The 16,266-nt window shown below is 71.6% G+C and carries 13 protein-coding genes, 1 tRNA gene, 1 pseudogene and 1 riboswitch; of the genes and pseudogenes, 5 read left to right on the forward strand and 10 right to left on the reverse strand.

Annotated features, from left to right (window positions below; translation table 11 throughout):
• Positions 1-180, reverse strand: a pseudogene (locus tag HPY23_RS15175) (DUF456 domain-containing protein); the annotation flags it as partial.
• 212 nt (positions 181-392) lie between these two features.
• Here HPY23_RS15175 and HPY23_RS15180 point away from each other — a divergent pair.
• From HPY23_RS15180 to HPY23_RS15190, 3 genes are all read left to right on the forward strand, one after another.
• Positions 393-650 carry a zinc-finger domain-containing protein gene (locus HPY23_RS15180; RefSeq protein WP_048428697.1) on the forward strand — a complete coding sequence of 86 codons (258 nt, stop codon included), beginning with the start codon at positions 393-395 and terminating at the stop codon, positions 648-650.
• A gap of 3 nt (positions 651-653) precedes the next feature.
• Positions 654-1,874, forward strand: a complete 1,221-nt coding sequence (locus tag HPY23_RS15185) for an FAD-dependent oxidoreductase (protein ID WP_236012760.1) — start codon at positions 654-656, stop codon at positions 1,872-1,874.
• Between the two features lie 75 nt (positions 1,875-1,949).
• Positions 1,950-2,035, forward strand: a tRNA-Leu gene (locus tag HPY23_RS15190).
• An 820-nt stretch (positions 2,036-2,855) separates the two neighbouring features.
• Here the strand turns inward: HPY23_RS15190 and HPY23_RS15195 are convergent.
• From HPY23_RS15195 to HPY23_RS15215, 5 genes are all read right to left on the reverse strand, one after another.
• Positions 2,856-3,452: a thiamine phosphate synthase gene (locus HPY23_RS15195; RefSeq protein ID WP_091884473.1), complete on the reverse strand. Its 597-nt coding sequence runs from the start codon at positions 3,450-3,452 to the stop codon at positions 2,856-2,858.
• Positions 3,449-4,228 (reverse strand): thiazole synthase, encoded by a 780-nt coding sequence (thiG, locus tag HPY23_RS15200; RefSeq protein WP_091884476.1) that lies wholly within the window; start codon positions 4,226-4,228, stop codon positions 3,449-3,451. The genes HPY23_RS15195 and thiG overlap by 4 nt, the downstream gene beginning before the upstream one ends.
• Positions 4,229-4,254: 26 nt before the next feature.
• The gene (gene thiS, locus HPY23_RS15205) at positions 4,255-4,467 is read right to left on the reverse strand and encodes a sulfur carrier protein ThiS (RefSeq protein ID WP_060848735.1); all 213 of its coding nucleotides are present in this window, start codon (positions 4,465-4,467) and stop codon (positions 4,255-4,257) included.
• Positions 4,464-5,675 carry a glycine oxidase ThiO gene (gene thiO / locus HPY23_RS15210; RefSeq protein ID WP_091884479.1) on the reverse strand — a complete coding sequence of 404 codons (1,212 nt, stop codon included), beginning with the start codon at positions 5,673-5,675 and terminating at the stop codon, positions 4,464-4,466. The genes thiS and thiO overlap by 4 nt, the downstream gene beginning before the upstream one ends.
• A gap of 58 nt (positions 5,676-5,733) precedes the next feature.
• Positions 5,734-5,867, reverse strand: a riboswitch (TPP riboswitch).
• Positions 5,868-5,982: 115 nt separating this feature from the next.
• A complete protein-coding gene (locus tag HPY23_RS15215) occupies positions 5,983-7,230 on the reverse strand; it encodes an adenylate/guanylate cyclase domain-containing protein (RefSeq protein WP_091884483.1) in 1,248 nt (415 codons plus the stop codon).
• Between the two features lie 263 nt (positions 7,231-7,493).
• Here HPY23_RS15215 and HPY23_RS15220 point away from each other — a divergent pair, with 263 nt between their 5' ends.
• Positions 7,494-7,745: a DUF2798 domain-containing protein gene (locus HPY23_RS15220; RefSeq protein ID WP_091884486.1), complete on the forward strand. Its 252-nt coding sequence runs from the start codon at positions 7,494-7,496 to the stop codon at positions 7,743-7,745.
• 61 nt (positions 7,746-7,806) lie between these two features.
• On the opposite strand, the gene rpoD is transcribed toward HPY23_RS15220, so the two are convergent.
• The 4 genes from rpoD to HPY23_RS15240 form a co-directional block, all read right to left on the reverse strand.
• Positions 7,807-9,804: an RNA polymerase sigma factor RpoD gene (gene rpoD, locus HPY23_RS15225; RefSeq protein ID WP_091884488.1), complete on the reverse strand. Its 1,998-nt coding sequence runs from the start codon at positions 9,802-9,804 to the stop codon at positions 7,807-7,809.
• Between the two features lie 180 nt (positions 9,805-9,984).
• Complete coding sequence (dnaG, locus tag HPY23_RS15230; RefSeq protein ID WP_200601845.1) at positions 9,985-11,901, reverse strand: DNA primase; 1,917 nt, start codon at positions 11,899-11,901, stop codon at positions 9,985-9,987.
• 88 nt (positions 11,902-11,989) lie between these two features.
• Positions 11,990-14,083, reverse strand: a complete 2,094-nt coding sequence (locus tag HPY23_RS15235; protein WP_200601846.1) for a methyl-accepting chemotaxis protein — start codon at positions 14,081-14,083, stop codon at positions 11,990-11,992.
• Positions 14,084-14,336: 253 nt separating this feature from the next.
• On the reverse strand, positions 14,337-14,789 hold the full coding sequence (locus tag HPY23_RS15240) for a GatB/YqeY domain-containing protein (RefSeq protein ID WP_091884497.1): 453 nt from the start codon (positions 14,787-14,789) through the stop codon (positions 14,337-14,339).
• A 184-nt stretch (positions 14,790-14,973) separates the two neighbouring features.
• Between HPY23_RS15240 and carA the strand changes: the two genes are divergently transcribed.
• The gene (gene carA, locus HPY23_RS15245) at positions 14,974-16,188 is read left to right on the forward strand and encodes a glutamine-hydrolyzing carbamoyl-phosphate synthase small subunit (RefSeq protein WP_060848728.1); all 1,215 of its coding nucleotides are present in this window, start codon (positions 14,974-14,976) and stop codon (positions 16,186-16,188) included.
• Positions 16,189-16,266: the final 78 nt, after the last annotated feature.

The following is a 16,266-nucleotide window of genomic DNA, read 5'->3' on the forward strand; positions in this document are numbered from 1 at the left end:
GGCGGCACCGACGACCCCGCCCACCACCGCGCCGATCGGCCCGGCGACGAGGGCGCCCGCCACCGCGCCGGCCCCGGCGCCGACGACGGTGCGGCTCTGCGCCTGCGCGGCCGGCGCGGCCAGCAGGGAGGCGCCGAGGGCGGCGGCGAGGAGGGCGAGCCTCGGCGGGAAACGGGTCACGGGCGATCCTCTCGTACGATGAAGCCTTGTCGGGGCCCCGATGCCGCAGGACCGTGACCAAACGGCGGCGGGCCGCAGGTGGGGCACGGGCCTGCGCCCGCACCCCTAGGCGCGGCGCCCCCGAGGGGCTAGGAGAGCGCGAGGATCGGGGCCCGCGCGCGCCCCGCGAGAATCGGGGGCTCACGCCCCGCGCAGTCAGGAACCCGGACGCGATGGCAGACAAGGCGGTCCCGCACTTCCACAACCAGGACGGCGTCCAGGTCATCCAGGTGGGCTCGAAGGAGTTCATGTGCATCGGCGCGCTGCCGCCGTTCGACCATCCCCATGTCTTCCTGGACATGGGCGCCGATTCCGAGATCATCTGCCAGTACTGCTCGACGCTGTACCGCTACAACCCGAGCCTGAAGGCCGGGACCGCGGCGCCGGCCTCCAGCGTCTGGGACGACCGCGCCCGCCTCGCGGCCGAGTAGGCCTTGGCGCTCCCTGCCGCGCCGGGACGGCCGGTCGCCGACCGGCCGGGCCTGCGCGTCGCGATCGTCGGGGCCGGCATCGGCGGGCTGACCGCCGCCCTGGCGCTCGCCGCCCGCGGCCACGCGGTCACCCTCGTCGAGCGCCGCATCGCCTTCAGCGAGGTCGGCGCGGGCCTGCAGCTCTCCCCCAATGCCAGCCGGGTGCTCACCGATCTCGGCCTCGGCCTGCCGCTGCGCCGCGTCGCCGGCGAGCCGGAGCGGGTGCGCATCCGCGGCATCGCGCACGGGCGGGAGATCGGCGCGATCGCGCTCGGCGCCGCGATGCGCGAGCGGTTCGGCGCGCCCTACTGGGTCGTCCACCGCGCCGACCTCCAGACCATCCTGCTCGACGCCGCCCGCGGCCGCCCCGGCATCCGCCTGCTCGTCGGCCGCACCGTCGCGGGCGTGCGCGACGCTCCCGACCAGGCCACCCTGACGCTCACCAGCGACGGCGGCCGCAGCGAGACGCTCGAAGCCGACCTCGTGGTGGCGGCCGACGGCGTGCGCTCGGGCCTGCGCGCCGCCCTCGACCGGCGGCCCTTGCGCCCCCGCGGCGAATCGGCCTGGCGCGCCACCCTGCCGCGCGAGGCGGTGCCCGAGGTTTTTCTCGCCGACGAGACCGGCCTGTGGCTCGGCCCGCGCCGCCACGTCGTGCATTACCCGATCAATGCCGGGCGCCGGCTCAACCTCGTGGCGGTGATGCCCGACCAGCCCGGCGGCGAGGACTGGGCCGGGGCGGGCGACCCCGCGCGCCTGCGCGCCGCCTTCGCGGATGCCGCCCCGCCGCTCGCCGACCTGCTCGCCCGTCCCGAATCCTGGCTGGTCTGGCCGCTGACCGACCGCGCCGCCGCCCGCCCGATGGCCCGCGGCCGGATCGCACTCCTGGGCGACGCCGCCCATCCGGTACTGCCTTTCCTGGCCCAGGGCGCCGCCATGGCGATCGAGGATGCCGCGGTGCTGGCCCACAGCCTCGAGGCCGACCGGCCGGTGCCGGCGGCGTTGTCCGCCTACGCGGCGGCCCGGATCGAGCGGGTGCGCCTGATCCAGAGCCACGCCCGCCGCAACGGCCGCGTCTACCACGCCGGCCCCCTCGTCGCGGCCGCCCGCGACCTCGTGATGGGACGCCTGCGGCCCGAGAAGATGACCGAGCGCTACGCCTGGCTCTACGGCTGGCGCCCGACCTGAGGGTTGTGAGACCGCGACGGGGCCTTGATCTGCGCCCCGCCCCCGGCTAACTCGGACGGATCGGGCAAGCCCCGCGCGGACGTGGCGGAATCGGTAGACGCACGAGACTTAAAATCTTGCGACCTCTGGTCGTGCGGGTTCGAGTCCCGCCGTCCGCACCACCCACGGTACACGACAGGGCGTGAAGCCTGTCTGCGTCAAGACTTTCCCATACACAACCTCATCCTGAGGCGCGAACGCAGTGAGCCTCGAAGGCGGGCTCCAGTAATCGTAGCGACATCTGGATGTCTCCTTCGAGGTCAGTCGATCTTCGATCGACTAACACCTCAGGATGAGGTAGCGGGCGGGAGAGATAGTCATCCCGGATTCACGCCACTGTCGTGGCCTGTCCGCACCAGGCAAAGACAACTATTTGCAATTCCTTCATTCGTTTTATGTCTTTTAATCGCTTCATATGCAGTAAATTCTGAATTAAATTTGTTCACTTCCAGCAATGGTCGTTTGGCTTTGGGTAGGCGACGAATTTGCGATTGTGGCTACAGGTTTATTCCCCGTCGCCATCGACCACGGCGGTAGGCTGGTCGAAGAACCTCCCCTTCACCGCATGGTTTCCCGGGCGCCACGATCGATGCACTCACCAACGTGGTGATGCAGGCATACTCCAAGAATCCAGAGAATGAATATTTGTAGAAGAGCGCGGCTTAGCACTACTGCTCGTCGACCGGACAGGGCCGGTGGCAGATTAGTGCCAGGATGCGGCCTGGGTCAGGCGCGGGGTTTCGCCTCTCCCCGCAGGCGGGGAGAGGACTTCATCGACGACAAGGTCGATGAAGTGAGCGCAAGCGAAAGCCGAAGCGGAGGTGAGGGGGGCCGGAGCAGCCACATTCGGCATTTCCCCCTCTCCCCGCGCCCCGCGGTTGGCGAGAGGGGAAAACCAGCGCCTCTTGCGGGGCGGTGATTGAAGTGGAACGGGTCACTGGGTCAGGCCAACGCCTGGATCGGCCCCCCGACCTCCGGCGCCCGCATTACTGCCCCCATCACCGCCACAGCGGCAGCCCCCACCGCGCGGCAGGACGGCGCCGTCGTCGGATCGAGGCCTCCGAGTGCCACGACAGGCATCAGCGCGGCCGCCTCGCCGAGCGCGGCAAGCCCCAAAGCTGGCCCATATCCCGGCTTGCTGGCAGTCAAAAAAATCGGGCTCAGGGTCACGTAATCCGCCCCCGCCTCCCGCGCCGCCCGCACCTCGGCCAGCGAATGGGCCGAGACGCCGAGCAGCGCCCCCCGCCCCAGCCGCGCCCGGGCCGGGGCGACCGCCGCCGCGTCGCCGAGCTGGACGCCGGCCGCCCCCACCTGCGCCGCCAGCTCCACGTCGCGCCCGATGGTCAGCGACCCGCCAACCCGGGCTAGCTGGGCCGCGAGATTTTCTGCGAGGGCCGCCCGCTCCGGCGCCGGCAGATCGCGGTCGCGCAGCCAGATCCAGCGGGCGCCGGCCGCGAGGCAGGCGGCGACGCGGGTCTCCAGCGGCTCGGGGCAGCCGTGCCGGTCGGTGACGATCAGGAGGCGGGCGGGCAGGCTCACGAGCCGACGAGGCCGAGTTGCGGGCTCGACGGCTCGGCCCGGGCGCGGCGCGGGATGCGGCCGGCCCGGTGCGCGAGGCGGCCGGCCTCGACGGCGTGGCGCATCGCGGCGGCCATCCGCACCGGATCGTCGGCCTTGGCGACGGCGGTGTTGAGGAGGACGGCGGCGGCCCCCAGCTCCATCGCCACCACCGCGTCCGAAGCGGTGCCGATGCCGGCATCGACGATCACCGGCACCGGGGAGCGGCGGCAGATCAGTTCGAGGTTCGCCGGATTGGCGACCCCCATGCCGGAGCCGATGAGCGAACCCATCGGCATCACGGCGGCGGCCCCGAGATCGGCGAGCCGGCTGCACACCACCGGATCGTCGTTGCAATAGGGCAGCACGACGAAGCCAGAATCGACCAGCTGGCGGGTGGCCTCGATCGTCTCGGCGACGTCCGGGTAGAGCGTCTCGCGGTCGCCGATCACCTCGACCTTGATCCAGTTGGTACCGAGCGCCTCGCGGGCGAGCTCCGCGGTCATCACCGCGTCGCGGGCGGTCTCGCAGCCGGCGGTGTTGGGCAGGAAGCGCGCGCCCTTCAGCCGCGCCACCGTGTCCGAGCCGTGGCCGTGGAGCGAGATGCGGCGGATCGAGACCGTCACCACCTCGGCCCCGCTCGCCCGCACCGCCTCGCTCATGATGGCTTGCGTCGGGTAGCCGGCGGTGCCGATGAGGAGGCGCGAGGACAGCGTCGTGCCGGCGATGACGAACGGGTCGTCGTGGGAGTCGGTCATGGGGGTGTCTCCGAAGCTTCGAATGTCTAGCCGCCCTGCATGGCGCGCACGATCTCGACGCGGTCGCCCTCGCCGAGCGGCGTCTCGGCCCAGGCGCGCTGGCGCACCACGGCGCCGTTGAGGGCGATGGCGAAGCCCTGCGGGCCGGAGAGGTCGAGGTCGGCGGTCTCCTCGCGCCACAGGGCATCGAGGGTGGCGGCCGCGCTGTCGCGGGGCTCGCCGTTGACGAGGATCTTCATGGGGTCTCGCGGGACGACGGGGTGAAGCGGGCAAGGCCGAAGGGCGCGGCGACCGGCAGCGTCTCGCCGCGCAGGATCAGGGCGGCGACCGCCTCGGCGGTGACGGGGGCGAGCAGGTAGCCGTTGCGGTGGTGGCCGGCGGCGAGCACGAGGCCCGGCCGCGCCTCGCCGAGGATCGGGGCGTCGTCGTCGGAGGTCGGGCGAAAGCCGCTCCAGACGCCGGCCACCCGCATCTCCTCGACGCCCGGAAGCGCCCGGCGGGCGCCCTCCAGCAGGGCGTAGAGCCCGCCGGCGGTGAGGTGGGGGTCGAAGCCGGTCTCCTCCACGGTGGCGCCGACGATCAGCGTGCCGTCGGCCTTCGGGGCCATGTGGACCTGCTCGGTCCAGACGACGTGGGAGAGGTGACCGCTGCGCGGCGTCATCTGCAGCGCCATCGACTGGCCTTTGAGCGGGCGCACCGGCAGGGCGAGATCGGGGATCAGCCCCCCCTCCCCGGCCCAGGCGCCGGAGGCCAGCACCGTGGTGCCGGCCCGTAGCGCGCCGGCCGAGGTCTCGATGCCGGTGATCCGCCCGCCCTCGCGGGTGAGCGCCGTGACGGTCGTCTCCTCGACGAGCCGCCCGCCGGCCGCCCGCAGCGCTCGGCGCAGGGCCGCCATCACCCGGGCGGGATCGACCTGGTGGTCGTCGGGGCAGAAGAGGCCGGCGGTGACGGTGGGGCGCAGGCCCGGCTCGCGGGCGCGCACCGCCGGGCCCGACAGCCACTCGGCGGCGAGGCCGTCGCGCCGCTGCAGCTCGTGGCGGAAGCGCAGGCGCTCGACCTCGTCGCGGCCGAGCGCGATCACGAGCGTGCCCTCGCGGCGGTAATCGATGGCGAGGCCGGATTCGGCCTCCAGCTCGTCGCGAAACGGGTGCCAGAGGCGCTGGCTCTCGACGCAGAGCGGCGACAGGCCCTCGCCGCCGGGCTCGTGCTCGGCGGCGGCCGCCAGCATGCCGGTGGCGGCAAGGCTCGCCCCGTCCCCGGCCGTGCCGCGCTCGACCACCGCGACGGCGAGGCCGGCGCGCGCCAGCCGCCAGGCGATCGAGAGGCCGATCAGCCCGGCGCCGATCACCGCGACGTCGGCGCGCTCCGGCAGGCGGTCGGTTCCTTCGGAGGTGGCCGGCCCGCTCCGCCGTCCTATCGTCTGCGCCCTGGTCGCGTGCACCCTCATCTCCACGGTGGCCCGAAGAGAGTTGGACAGCGCCCGGTGGCCGGATGATGCGCGGGGCCTGAGACGGCCTGTCCAATCCCTACGCCGGTATGAGCCGGATCAGGTTCGAAGGATTTCCGCGCCGACCGAGGCCGAAGGGCCTGCAGTCCAGCGGTGTCTCAGCCCCTTGCCGGGGATCTCCCTGGAACGGCCGGAATTTGGCGAGCGGGAGCCGGTTCGTCAACCGCCTGCGACCGCCCGCCGTGCCCGACGGAGCGAAATCGGCAGCCCTCGAATCGGCAACCCGAGAATCTCAACAACCCTCGAATCAGCAACCCTTGCCGGGCCGGTAGATCGCCATCTCCTCGGCGATGCCGTCGAGGGGGTGGGTGCCGAGGAGTTCGGGATCGCCCCACAGGAAGTCGACGAAGGGCTTCGACATCAAGAGCGGCTCGGACAGGATCTTGTTGAGCTTGGCGAGCCGGCTCGCCAGATTCACGTCGCGGCCGATCACGGTGAAATCGAGCCGGGCGCCGGAGCCGACATTGCCGTAGGCCGCCTCGCCGTGATGGAGCGCGATGCCGATCTCGATGCGGGTGGGAAAGCGCGCGGCGCGGTTGGCCTCCTCGACGCGCCGCAACGCGGCCTGCGCGGCCGAGAGCGCGCCCTGCGCCGCGCCGCCGAGGTCGTCGCCGCTCTCGCGGAAGATCGCGAGCAGCCCGTCGCCCATGTATTTCAGTACCTCGCCGCCCTCGCTCTCGATCGGCGGCACCAGGCAGTCGAAATAGGTGTTCAGCAATTCCACCGAGGCTTCGGGCGTGAGCGCGTCGGTGAGGTGGGTGTAGCCGCGCATGTCGGCGAACAGGATCGCCGAGCGGATCCGCTCGACCTGGCCTCGGCGGATGAAGCCGGCGAGGATCGCCTGGTGCGGCCCGTCGCCGACATAGACCCGCAGCACGTGGTCGAGCCGGGCGTTGAGGCCGCGCATCTCCATCACGGCCGACAGGGTCGGCACGATGAAGCGCAGGATGGCGAGGTCGTCGTCGCGAAAGCCGCGGGGGTCGCGCGTCGCGAAGGTGACGCCGTTCTTGGTGCCGTTGGTGAAGAACAGCGGCACGGTGATGTAGTGGGTGTAGCCCGCCGCCTTCAGCTCCGGGACGATGCTGAACCGGTCGTCGGGCGTCTGGCGCAGATCGAGGATGAGCCACTGCCCGGTGGCGTAGACATGCGCGAACGGGCTGCGCGAGAGCGCCTTCTCGGTCGCCTCGCCGTGGGGAAAGAGGCGGAAGCTGACGCCGTCCTCCCGAGTCCAGAACCGGCCGACGCCGGAATAGTCGGAGTGCAGGGCGTCGATGGCGGTGGTCGCCCGGTCGACCGGCACGCCGAGGTCGTTCAGCCGCTCGGCCATGCCGGCCAGGAGATCGCCGGATTCCGGCAGCCGCGCGCCCTCGCTGAGGAGCCAGTCGCGCAAGGCCACGCATTCGCGAAACAGGCCGATCGGAATGTCGCTCGCCTCCGACCCGTCCGCCGCGGCCGTGGGCGTCGGAACGGAGTTGAGGCGAGGCTGGTCGTGCATGGCTCTGACATGGGCTTCGCCGTACGGAACGGCAAGGCTTGGGAGGGGGTGATCGAATGGGCCGGCCGACCGTTCCGGCATGGTCGGGCCGGACGGAACCTTGGCGGTGGGACCCGAATCTGGTAGCGATCGAGACGCCCCCGGGACAACGTCCCGCCCGGCCGTAAGCGTCTCACGTCAAGCAACGCGCTCCCTGGGTGGTTCCACCGGGCGGGCCGCGTCGCCTCGCTCCGGGCGGATCCGTCCGCTTCGAAAGACGCGTCATGCCCTCCCTCATCGTTCCGCGCCGCCTTCCGGCCCGTACCGCGCCGCTTGTGACCGCCTTCCTGCTCTCGATCCTGATGACCTGCGTCGTCTCGGGCATCGCCACCCTGCTCAGCCTCGGGCCCACGCCCGACGCGCTGTGGCACTGGCCCCGCGCCTGGGGCCTCTCCTGGCTCGTCGCCTTCCCGACGCTGCTGCTCGTCCTGCCGCTGGTGCGCCGCGCCGTGGCGCGGATCGTGGCGCCGCTGTAACGGAGAAGGCCCGGGAGGCGGCTGCCTCCCGGGCCTTCTCGGTCCGTGCGGATGTCCGGGATCAGTTGTCGAGGAAGCTGCGCAGCTTGCGCGACCGGCTCGGGTGCTTGAGCTTGCGCAGGGCCTTGGCCTCGATCTGGCGGATACGCTCGCGGGTCACCGAGAACTGCTGGCCGACCTCCTCGAGGGTGTGGTCGGTGTTCATGCCGATGCCGAAGCGCATGCGCAGCACCCGCTCCTCGCGGGGGGTGAGCGAGGCGAGCACCCGGGTGGTGGTCTCGCGCAGGTTCGACTGGATCGCCGCGTCGATCGGCAGGACGACGTTCTTGTCCTCGATGAAGTCGCCGAGGTGGGAATCCTCCTCGTCGCCGATCGGGGTCTCGAGCGAGATCGGCTCCTTGGCGATCTTGAGGACCTTGCGGACCTTCTCCAGCGGCATCGCCAGCTTCTCGGCCAGCTCCTCCGGGGTCGGCTCGCGGCCGATCTCGTGCAGCATCTGGCGCGACGTCCGGACGATCTTGTTGATCGTCTCGATCATGTGCACCGGGATGCGGATCGTGCGGGCCTGGTCGGCGATCGAGCGGGTGATCGCCTGCCGGATCCACCAGGTCGCGTAGGTCGAGAACTTGTAGCCGCGGCGGTACTCGAACTTGTCGACCGCCTTCATCAGGCCGATGTTGCCCTCCTGGATCAGGTCCAGGAACTGCAGGCCGCGGTTGGTGTACTTCTTGGCGATCGAGATCACCAGCCGCAGGTTCGCCTCGATCATCTCCTTCTTGGCCTGGCGGGCTTCGCGCTCGCCCTTCTGGACCATGTGGACGATCTTCCGGTATTCCTGGATCTCCAGGCCGGTCTCGGAGGCGAGCGAGATGATCTGCTCGCGCAGCGTCAGGATGTTGACCGCGCCGCGCTCGGTGAAGTTCTTCCAGCCCTTGCCGCCGAGCTTGGCCACCCGCTCGACCCAGTGCGGATCGAGCTCGTAGCCCTGGTAGTGGCGCAGGAACTCGTCGCGGGCGACGCCGTGGTTCTCGGCGAGCCGCATCAGGCGGCCCTCGTGCGAGATCAGCCGCTTGTTGATGTCGTAGAGCTGCTCGACCAGCGCCTCGATGCGGTTGGCGTTGAGCGACAGCGACTTCACGTCGGCGACGACGGTGTTCTTCAGCTCGGAGTAGCGCTGGCCTTGCGATTCCGAGGCCGCCGCGCCCTTGAGCCGGGTCTCGGCCTGCTCGGCCTGCACCTTGCGCAGTTTGCGGTAGTTATCGGCGATCGCGTCGAAGGTCTCGAGCACGCGCGGCTTCAGCTCGGCCTCCATGGCCGAGAGCGACACGTTGTTCTCGAGGTCGTCCTCGTCGCCCTCGCCGTCCGGCGGGGTCTCGCCCTCGGCGTCGCCCTCCTCCTCGGACTCGGCCTCGCCCTCGGCGGGACCGCCGCGGCCGTCGGGGCCGGCATAGGTCGCCTCGAGGTCGATGATGTCGCGCAGAAGCACCCGGCCGTCGACGAGCTCGTCGCGCCAGATGATGATGGCCTGGAAGGTCAGCGGGCTCTCGCACAGGCCGGCGATCATCGCCTCGCGCCCGGCCTCGATCCGCTTGGCGATCGCGATCTCGCCCTCGCGGGAGAGAAGCTCGACCGAGCCCATCTCGCGCAGGTACATCCGCACCGGATCGTCGGTGCGGTCGGTCGGCTCCTTGGTGGTCTCGGCGCGAAGCGCGACCGGGCGGGCGGCGGCGACCTCGGCGACTTCGCCGCCCTCGCTCGCCTCCTCCTCCTCGGCACCCTCCTGGGCCGGGGCCTCGCCCTGCTGCTCGTCGGCCTCCTCGGCCTCGACCACGTTCACGCCGAGCTCGGACAGCTGACCGAGCACGTCCTCGATCTGCTCGGAGGTGAACTCCTCCTGGGGCAGCACCTCGTTCAGCTCGTCGTAGGTGACGTAGCCGCGCTTCTTGGCGAGCTTGATCATCCGCTTGACGGAGGCATCCGTCAGGTCGAGGAGCGGGCCGTCGGTCTGCTGCTCGGGGGCCGCTTCGGTCTCGTCTCGTTCCGTTGCCTTCGTCGCCATGCTCAGCCTATGCTTCCCGGTGTCGGCAGTGCCCGGGCGGGGGAGGCTCCCGCCGTGCCGGCACCGTGATGTCGCGTCGGACGGCGCGGGTGCCGTCCCAGGATCTCACGCAGAATTGCAAGCCATTCTATCGGCTTGCCGTAAACCAGTCGGGGCGCAAGCCGCAAGTCGTGCGTGGCGTTACGGCGTTTCCGTCACCCCGTTTGCCTCCGAACCGACCTCGGCCGCCTCGACCGCCGAGAGCTGGTTCCTCAAGTCGAAAAGCCAGGCTTGGTTGGCTTCGGTCTCCGCCTCCGCGAACGCACGCTCGGCCGCCCGAAGTTCGCTATGTAGCGTTCCCGCCTTGCGGTGCAAGATCACGGCCTGCTGGAACGCGTCCTCCAGCCGCACCGGATCGGCGTGCGGATCCAGCAACCAGCGGTCGCCGGGGCGCACCAAGCCGGCGATTCGGCCCGCAGCCGCCGTGAGCCCGGCCCGTTCGAGCCGCGCGTCGAGGAGGGCGGCGTCGCTCGCCCCCCCCTCCGCCGCGAAGTCGAGGAGCACGCTGCGCAGCGCCCGCGCATCCGCGCCCTCGAACGCGACCTCGGCCAGCTCCTCGGCCTCGCGCGCCAGGAGTTCGGGATGGACCAGGAGGGCCGCGACGATCAGGGCCTCGCGCGAGGACGAGCCGCCGGAGAACAGCGATGAGCGGGCGAGCAGCGGGCTCGCCCGGGCGGTGAGCCGCGGCGAGACCGGCGCCGGCGGCGCTCCGCGGGCCCGCGGCACGAACGGCGCGCGCTCGCGGCCGTAGGGGCGGTCCCCGCCGCCGCCCGGCTGGCGATTGGCGTTGTTGGGGCTCAAGGAGCGCAGGCGCGCCTCGATCTCGTCGCGGTAGTAGCGCTTCAGGGTCTCGTCGCGGATGCCGCCGACGATCTCGCGCAGGCGCTGGGCGAGGCCGGCCCGGCGCTCCGGCGTGTCGACCGGGCTCATCTCGGTCTCGCGCGACCACAGCACGTCGACGAGGGGCTTGGCGCCGTCGAGCACCCGGTCGATGGCGCCCGGGCCGCCCGAGCGCAGGAGGTCGTCCGGGTCCTGGCCCTCGGGCATCAGGGCGAAGCGCAGGGATTTCCCGGGCGCCAGCGCCGGCAGGGCGACGTCGAGGGCGCGGTAGGCGGCGCGCCGGCCCGCGCCGTCGCCGTCGAAGCACAGGATCGGCTCGTCGGCCATGCGCCACAGCAGGGCGAGCTGGTCCTCGGTGAGCGCGGTGCCGAGGGAGGCCACCACCTCCGGATGGCCGGCGAGCGTCATCGCGATGGCGTCGACGTAGCCCTCGACCGCGATCACCCGGCCGGTGTCGTGGGCGCTCTTGCGGGCGGCATGATGGTTGTAGAGCATCCGCCCCTTGTGGAAGAGCGGCGTCTCGGAGGAGTTCAGGTATTTCGGCTTGGCGTCCGGGCTCATGCCGCGGCCGCCGAAGGCGACGACGCGGCCGCGCACGTCGCGGATCGGGAAGATCACCCGGTCGCGAAAACGGTCGAACGGGACCTTGATGTCGTCGCCGGTGGTGAGAAGGTTCAGCTCCACCATCAGCTCGGCCGGCACGTCCCGGGCCGCGAGGTGGTCGCGCAGCGCGTAGCGCTCGGGCGGCGCGTAGCCGAGGCGGAAGGTGCGGCGGATCTCGCCGTCGAGCCCGCGCCCGGCGAGGTAGTCGCGGGCCCGCGCGCCGGCCCGGCCTGCGAGCTGCTCCTCGAAGAAGGCGCAGGCGAGCTCCATCACCTCGAGGGCGCCGCGCCGCCGGGTCTCGCTCTCGCGCGAGGCCTCGCTCGGCGCCGGCAGGGCCACCCCGGCCTCGGAGGCCAGGCGCTCCACCGCCTCGGGGAACGAGACGCCCTCCGTCTCCATCAGGAAGGTGAAGATGTCGCCGTGCTTGCCGGAGGAGAAGCAGTGATAGAACTGTTTCTGGTCGTTGACGTAGAACGAGGGCGACTTCTCGGCGTTGAACGGCGACAGCCCGCGCCATTCCCGCCCCGCCTTCTTGAGGCGCACGCGCCGGCCGACGACATCGGAGGCCGGCAGGCGCGAGCGGATCTCTTCGAGCAGGTGAGGCGGATAGCGCACGATGGATTCCGGTTGAGGGACCTGCCTTGTAGCGCGTCTTGGTCAGCGGAGTCCTAACGGGGGGCGGACCGGCCGCCCGGCGCGGCCGTCAGGCCGCCCGGACCGTGGCGAGGAAGCGGGCAACCTCGGCCGAGAGCTGCTCGGATTGCCGCGACAGTTCGGAGGAGGCCGCGAGTACCTGGGACGCCGCGGCGCCGGTCTCCTCGGCCGCGCTCGCCACCGCGGTGATCGTGTCCGTGACGGCGTGGGTGCCGGTGGCGGCCTCCGCCACGTTGCGGACGATCTCGCGGGTCGCCGCCCCCTGCTGGTCGACCGCCGTGGCGATCCCGACCGACACCCGGTCGATCTCGGCGATCCGGCCGGTGATCGCGTCGATCGCCGTCACCGCGTCGCCGGTCTTGCCCTGGATGCGGCCGATCTGGCCGGTGATCTCCTCGGTGGCCTTCGCGGTCTGGCCGGCGAGTTCCTTCACCTCCGCCGCCACCACGGCGAAACCGCGGCCGGCCGCGCCTGCGCGTGCCGCCTCGATGGTGGCGTTGAGCGCCAGCAGGTTGGTCTGGGCGGCGATCGAGGAGATCAGCCCGACCACGTCGCCGATCCGCGACACCGCCTCGCTCAGCTCGCGCATGTGCCCGGCGGTGCCCGCGGCCTCGTCGACGGCAGTGCGGGCGAGCGCGGCCGAGCCCGAGACCTGACGGCTGATCTCGCCGACCGAGGCGCCCAGCTCCTCGGCGGCGGTCGCCACCGTGCCGACATTCTCGGCGGTCTGGCCGGCGGCGGTCGCGACGGCGGTGGAGCGTCCGGCGGTCCGGGTGGCGCCCTCGGTCATCACCGCGGCGGTGGCCTGGAGCTCGGTTGCGGAGGCCGCGACCTGGCCGACGATGCCGCCGACGGCGTGCTCGAAGGCATCGGCCATCTGGCGCATGCCGGCCCGGCGCTGCTCCTCTGCCGAGGCGCGGGCGAGCGCCGTCTCCTCCTCCAGGGCCCGGGTCCGGATCAGGTTGTCGCGGAACACCTGCACGGTGGCGGCCATCGCGCCGATCTCGTCGCGGCGTCCCAGCGCCGGCACCGTCACGGCGGCGTCGCCGTCCGCCAGGGACTGCATCGCCTGCGTCATGCGGCGGATCGGCTTGACGATGCCGAACTGCGCCACCGCGCAGCTCAGGGCCACGAGCAGGAGCGCCGCCCCGAACAGGGCCGCGTTGACGAACAGCCGGCGTTGCGCCGCCTCGGCCGAGGCATCGGCCGCCTCGACCCCGAGGGCCAGGGCCTCGTTCGCCACCGCGACGATGGTGTTGAGCTTCGGGGTGACGAATTTCTGCCACTCGGGCAGGGACATGGCGGGCTCGGCGCCCGGCGTGAAGGCGCGCAGGTTGCGCTGGAGCGCCGCCGTCACCTCGGGCGTGAAGTAGACCGCCTGCGCCGTCGCGACGGCGGCGGCGATACGCGGCGGCATCTCGCCGGTCGCGGCCTCGACGAGCCTCCACGTCGCCTCGTAGCGGCCGCGCAGGACCTGTGCGGCATCGCCCTGCTCGCTCGTCATCGGCTTCTGGCTCGACAGGACGGTGTTGACCATCACGGCGAGCGATCCGGCGGTGGCCCGGGTCGACCAGGCGTTGTTCTTGGCAGTGGTCAGCCCCCGGGTCGCGGGGTCGAGGTGGGCCATCTGGCGCTCCAGCGCGGCGGAGACCCGCTCGAGCCGGGCCAGCACCGCGTCGCCGGTCTGCAGCACCCGCGGGGCCAGGGCCTTGTCGCGGGCGCCCGCGTCGAGGCCGTAGGCCTCGTCGGCCATGCGCCGCACGGCGAGCTGGTCGTTGTAGCCGGATTCGAGGTCCTTCAGCGCCCCGGCGAGGCCCGGCACGGCGAGGTCGGCCGGCGCGGCGAGGAGCGTCCCGATCGCGGCGTCGACACGGCCGCGATGGCCGTCGATGACCTTGCGCATCGCCCCGACCTGCTCGCCCGACAGGCCAAGGGTGGCGGCGGTGTCGCCGCGCTCCGAGCGGAACGCCTGCATCGCCTCGAGGATGCGCTGGTCGAGCTTCGCCGCGGCGGCGACGGTATGGGCGTTGCGGTAGCCGCTCCAGGCCTGGAGCACCCCGTCGAGCGTCATCGCGCCGACGATCGCACCGAGGGCCAGGGCGATCCCGAGCACCTGGGCCCGGATGGACAACAACGAACGCACCGCGACCTCCTGAATGCCGGAAGCCGCCGGGCTTCACGTCGACAAGACCGAAGATGACGCGAACTTCCCTAATAAAGCTCTAAATATCGCAGGGTCATACTCCAATGTTATAGCTTGAATTGTGAGAACCTTGAGAAGCGTCGGGACGCGACCGAACGGTGCGTTGCCGCCGGGATGTCGCGCAACGGTTGCCCGGTGGCCGACATACCGGCCCGTCCGGGAAGGGCCCCCTTCGCCGGGGGCCCGGACCGTGTCAGGACAGCATCCCCTTCACCAGGGCGCTCGCCTTGGCGAAGTCCATCCGGCCGGCATAGGCGGCTTTCAGGGCGGCGATGACCTTGCCCATGTCCTTCTGCGAGGCGGCGCCGGTCTCGGCGATGGCGGCCTGGATCGCCGCGCGGGTCTCGTCCTCGTCCATCTGCTGGGGCAGGAACTGGGCGATGATCGCGGCCTCGGCGCGCTCGCCCTCGGCGAGCTCGGGGCGACCGCCCTGGTCGTAGACCGTCGCCGATTCGTTGCGCTGCTTGATCATCTTCTGGAGCAGGGAGAAGATCTCCTCGTCGGCCAGCGGCTCCTTGCCGAGGCCGCGGGCCTCGATGTCCTTGTCCTTCAAGGCGGCCTGGATCAGCCGGACGGTGGCGAGCTTCGCCTTGTCGCCGCCCTTCATGGCGTCCTTCATCTCGGCGGTGAGGCGCTGGCGCAGCATGCCGGTCTCCTGGTGTTCTCGTGGGGGGCGAGGCACTTGCACGATTCCTGCAAGGCTCTTGAAAGTCGAGGCGCTTGAGGGGATACCGGAGCATCCCCAGATTGACCGGGCCGCCGCCGGCCTCGTAAACAGCCGGCCGCGCCCGTCGGCCGGACCCGGCCGCGACATAAGCGAGATCAACATCATGCTGCAAGACGACGCGGCCGCCCCCGCGCAACCCGAAGGCTGGGCCGAGCCCGTCGCGACCGCCCTCCTGGTGCTCGCCGACGGCACGATCCTGGAGGGTTTCGGCATCGGCGCCACCGGCGAGGCCGCCGGCGAGGTCTGCTTCAACACCGCGATGACCGGCTACCAGGAGATCCTGACCGATCCGTCCTATGCCGGGCAGATCGTCACCTTCACCTTCCCCCACATCGGCAACGTCGGCACCAACGACGAGGACCTCGAGAGCCTCGACGCGGCGCCGGCCTCCGGCGTGCGCGGCGCGGTGATCGCATCCGCCGTCACCAACCCGTCGAACTGGCGGTCGTCCAGCCACCTCGACGGCTGGCTGAAGGCCCGCGGCATCGTCGGCATCACCGGGGTCGACACCCGGGCGCTGACCGCGCTGATCCGCGACCGCGGCATGCCGAACGCCATCCTGGCCAACGCCCCGGACGGCCGCTTCGACCGCGAGGCCTTGACCGCCAAGGCCGCCGCGCTCCCGCCGATGGAGGGCCTCGACCTCGTGCCGCCGGTGACGAGCAAGGCCTCGACGGCCTGGGGCGAGACCTCCTGGCAGCACCCGGCCGGCTACGGCAACCGGGCGGCGGGCGAGGGCCTGAAGGTCGTGGCGATCGATTACGGCGTGAAGCGCAACATCCTGCGCCTCTTGGCCAAGGCCGGCTGCGACGTCACCGTGGTGCCGGCCACCGCCACCGCCGACGAGGTGCTGGCGCTCAAGCCCGACGGCGTCTTCCTGTCGAACGGCCCGGGCGACCCGGCGGCGACCGGCGAGTACGCCGTGCCGGTGATCCGCGCCCTCCTCGACCGGAAGGTGCCGACCTTCGGCATCTGCCTCGGGCACCAGCTGATGGGCCTCGCGCTCGGCGGCCGCACCGTGAAGATGAGCCAGGGCCATCACGGCGCGAACCACCCGGTGAAGGACCACACCACCGGCAAGGTCGAGATCGTCTCGATGAACCACGGCTTCGCGGTCGATCCGTCGAGCCTGCCTTCGAACGCCGTCGAGACCCACGTCTCGCTGTTCGACGGCTCGAATTGCGGCCTGTCCCTCACCGACCGTCCGGCCTTCTCGGTGCAGCATCACCCCGAGGCATCGCCGGGCCCGCAGGACAGCCACTACCTGTTCGACCGGTTCGTCAGCCTCATGCGCGACACGAAGGGTAGCAACGCGTAACTTCGAAAAAGGTTGCGGCCGGCTTCGGCCGCAGCCACAAAAAACCCGAACTCGCGGCCGATTCTCCCGGCCGTCCAC

It is taken from the genome of Methylobacterium ajmalii (genome assembly GCF_016613415.1).
Taxonomy (GTDB): Bacteria; Pseudomonadota; Alphaproteobacteria; order Rhizobiales; family Beijerinckiaceae; genus Methylobacterium; species Methylobacterium ajmalii.

Coding starts and splice junctions, on each gene's coding strand:
- HPY23_RS15215 (WP_091884483.1), bottom strand. CDS start 7,230: ATGCACGACCAGCCTCGCCTCAACTCCGTTCCGACGCCCACGGCCGCG.
- thiO (WP_091884479.1), bottom strand. CDS start 5,675: ATGAGGGTGCACGCGACCAGGGCGCAGACGATAGGACGGCGGAGCGGG.
- HPY23_RS15180 (WP_048428697.1), top strand. CDS start 393: ATGGCAGACAAGGCGGTCCCGCACTTCCACAACCAGGACGGCGTCCAG.
- HPY23_RS15220 (WP_091884486.1), top strand. CDS start 7,494: ATGCCCTCCCTCATCGTTCCGCGCCGCCTTCCGGCCCGTACCGCGCCG.
- carA (WP_060848728.1), top strand. CDS start 14,974: ATGCTGCAAGACGACGCGGCCGCCCCCGCGCAACCCGAAGGCTGGGCC.
- thiG (WP_091884476.1), bottom strand. CDS start 4,228: ATGACCGACTCCCACGACGACCCGTTCGTCATCGCCGGCACGACGCTG.
- HPY23_RS15240 (WP_091884497.1), bottom strand. CDS start 14,789: ATGCTGCGCCAGCGCCTCACCGCCGAGATGAAGGACGCCATGAAGGGC.
- thiS (WP_060848735.1), bottom strand. CDS start 4,467: ATGAAGATCCTCGTCAACGGCGAGCCCCGCGACAGCGCGGCCGCCACC.
- rpoD (WP_091884488.1), bottom strand. CDS start 9,804: ATGGCGACGAAGGCAACGGAACGAGACGAGACCGAAGCGGCCCCCGAG.